2 protein-coding genes are annotated in these 3,046 nt (G+C 67.1%); one reads left to right on the top strand and one right to left on the bottom strand.

Going from position 1 to position 3,046, the window contains the following annotated elements; all coding sequences use genetic code 11:
* The first annotated feature begins 176 nt into the window (after positions 1-176).
* Positions 177-2,336: a type IV secretory system conjugative DNA transfer family protein gene (locus ACZ7DE_RS39250; protein WP_470769180.1), complete on the top strand. Its 2,160-nt coding sequence runs from the start codon at positions 177-179 to the stop codon at positions 2,334-2,336.
* A 354-nt stretch (positions 2,337-2,690) separates the two neighbouring features.
* Here ACZ7DE_RS39250 and ACZ7DE_RS39245 read toward each other — a convergent pair.
* Positions 2,691-3,046, bottom strand: a 356-nt coding sequence (locus tag ACZ7DE_RS39245) for a hypothetical protein (protein WP_470769178.1), incomplete at its 5' end; no start/stop codon positions are given.

Below are 3,046 nucleotides of genomic sequence, written 5' to 3'. Positions count from 1 at the left end.
GTAAAAGAAGAGAGGAAAAGAAGAGAGGAAAAGAAGAGAGGAAAAGAAGAGGGAGGAGGGGGAGGCGGAAGTGCAGAGGAGGGGAGCGGGAAGAGATCGGGTGGGTGAGCAGGTGGGGGTCGGCGGTAAAGGCGGAGAGCGAATGATGCGGCTAGTAATGAAAAGGGGGTCGGGCGGTGGCTGATTATCGAGCGCGGGGTGATGTGGAGGGACGGCCCCCCACGCAATGGGGTGTCGCCGAGAAGAACCAGTCATCGGGGCAATCCTTTCTCAGGGGAGCGGCAGCTCTTCTGTTTCTTGCGGCGCCATTGATTGCTCTGGTTTCCCTCGGTTTTGTAGCCGTCGGCCAGTTCCTGTCCAAAAAAGCTCGCAGGTGGACAGCAGTGGCAGGAGCCTGCGGATTCATCGTCGCAGTGATGGCTGGCGCGGGACGCGGCTACATGCGCCCGTACAGGCAGGTGATCGATGAGATACGAAAAACTGGCAGATGGGATTCACTCCGCCATACCGCTGCAGAGGAGTGGCCGTCCTGGATGATTGGCCAGCTTCCCTACGCACTCACCATGGGTGCCCTGGTCGGTGGTCTTTGGCTCATGTGGCGTTCCCGATTCCTTGCCGAATGGCGGGAGATGGAAAGCCTGGCTCCGCAACGGCGGATCGAATCGCGGGTCAAAAACATGACCCGGCGGGACGACCGCCCCCCGGTCACGTCGGTCAACGATCTGACCCTGCGCCTCGGCGTGGACATGCACACCGGCAAGCCCTGCGTCGTCCCTGGCCGCGCACTGAGGCAGCACGCCTTCGTCGCCGGCGCGACCGGCTACGGCAAGACCCGCAGCATCGAGCGGCTCGTCTACGAGTTGGTCGTCAGCCCTCACGCCCGCCCCTTGAACATCCCCTTCCTCTTCGCCGACATGAAGGGAGACCCGGAGCTGGCCGAGGCCCTGCGCGGAGCCGCCCACGAGGCAGGCCGTCGCTTCCGGCTGGTGACCGTCACAGGCCACGGCGACTGCTACAACCCGATCCGACAAGGCACCGCAGAGCAGGTCAGATCACGCATCGTCGAGTGCCTGGACCAGGTAGCCGGCGGCGGATTCAGCGAGCCGCACCACCGCGAAGCAGCCGAAGAGTTCCTCCTGTACTGCGTACGTGCCCTCGACGACCTGGTCGCGCAGCCGCACCTGACCGAACAGTTCACAGACGGGGTCCGGCCATGGCGGCGGGACCTGCCCGACCTGGCCCGGCTGATGACGATCAAGGGCCTGTCGAACCGGCTCAACCGTTTCACCGGACCTGTCGGCCAGGACATCTCTCAGTACCTCGACTACCTGCAGGACGAAGCCAAAGACCTCCGACGGTCCATCCCCGGCCTGGCCACCCGTGTACGCAACCTCGTATCAGGAGACGCCAGACGAATCCTGACGGAACACCCTGACGGCATAGACCTATACGAGTCCATCCGGGCCGGAGACATCGTCCTGCTTTCCCTCGCCTCGGCCACGGACGCTCGAGCCGCCCGGCAGATAGGCAGCCTGTTCCTGACCGATCTTGGCAGCGTCGGCGACCGACTGCTGGCCGACCGATGGGGAGCATCCGGCGGCCTGTTCATCGCAGGCGTCGACGAGTTCAGTGCTCTGGGTGGATCCACCATGGCCGGACTCTTCCAGCGCATCCGCGCCGCAGGCGGCGGACTCATCCTGTGCACCCAGGACATGGCCGACCTGACCGAAGTCGGCGAAGGCTTCGCGGCCGCGGTCATGACCAACACCAACGTCCTGATCCTGCACCGCCAGAAGGCCGCGGCAGAAACCATCGCCGAACTTCTCGGCACGCGCCAGGGATGGGAAGAGACTGTTCAGGTCCAGGAGGACATCACGCTCCTCGGATCCGCCACCGTGGGATCCGGCGTGGGCTCCCTGCGCAGGGTCGATCGTTTCAAGGTCCACCCCAACGAATTGCGCGAACTCGGCACCGGCCAGGCGGTCGTCGCCGTCGGCAACCCGACCGACTCCGTCCAGACCGTCCGCATGCTCCTGGCGCCACGTCACACCGCGCCGCCGGCTCCTGCGCCCCAGCAGCAGGTCGTCCTGACCAAGCACCTTCCCTCCCCACGACCTCTGGAACAGGCGCCCCCGCCCGAGACGGCACCACCGGCCCTTCCCGAACCCGAGCCCTTGGACGAGCAGGAAGACTCAGATCTCTTCCTCGAGGAGATGGCCACGCCTTCGGAACAACCGGCAGCAACCGCACCGGAAGAGCCCGAACCGGCAGCGGCGCCCAGGGACTCCGGTGGCAAGCCAAACCTGACCGTAAAGGGAAGCGACATGTGGGAGTAGGCCAGACCTCAGCTGACACCGAGTACCGGGGAAGCGAGCGCCGGCGCTCCGCTCCGGCGGGACGGTGAGCGCTCCGCGCTCACCTCCCGGGTGCCTCCGGCACCCGGGAGGCTGGGCCGCTGCGCGGCCCAGCTGGAGGCGGCGCTCCGCGCTCACCTCCCGGGTGCCTCCGGCACCCGGGAGGCTGGGCCGCTGCGCGGCCCAGCTGGAGGCGGCGCTCCGCGCCGGGCGGAGTCGCTGCCCGACCCCGAGTCGTCAGCCCTCCGGGCTGACGATGACGCCGTGCCGCTGCGCGGCACTTGGAGCTGGGCGGGTGGCCCCCGGGGCGGTGGTTCCGCCTCGGGGGCCTGGGGGTTAGCGCTTGGTCCCGGTCGGCAGGGGCTTGGTGATCTTGCCGGGGGCCAGGTTCAGCCGCTCGGGGTTGACGACCAGCTTGGCCGACTTGACCGTGTCCCCGTTGCGGTTCGTGTAGTCGTTGCGCTCGGCCGCGATCAGTCCCTCTCCGACGACGACCCGCACCGGACGCGCCATGGACGTCGGGATCGGACGGCGGCCGCTGCCCTTCGGGCCGCTGTTCGGGTACTCCTTCTTGACTTCCTCGATCTGACCGTCCGGCACCCACACGGTGATCTCCCGGACGATGAGGTTCCCGGACCGGTCCATCTGACGGGTGGGGACGGAGACGACGAGCATCGCCCACTCGCCGTCGC

Source organism: Streptomyces sp. NPDC037083 (genome assembly GCF_055606485.1).
The sequence above is the reverse complement of the archived record's forward strand: the minus strand, read 5'-3'. Positions and strand labels throughout refer to the sequence as shown.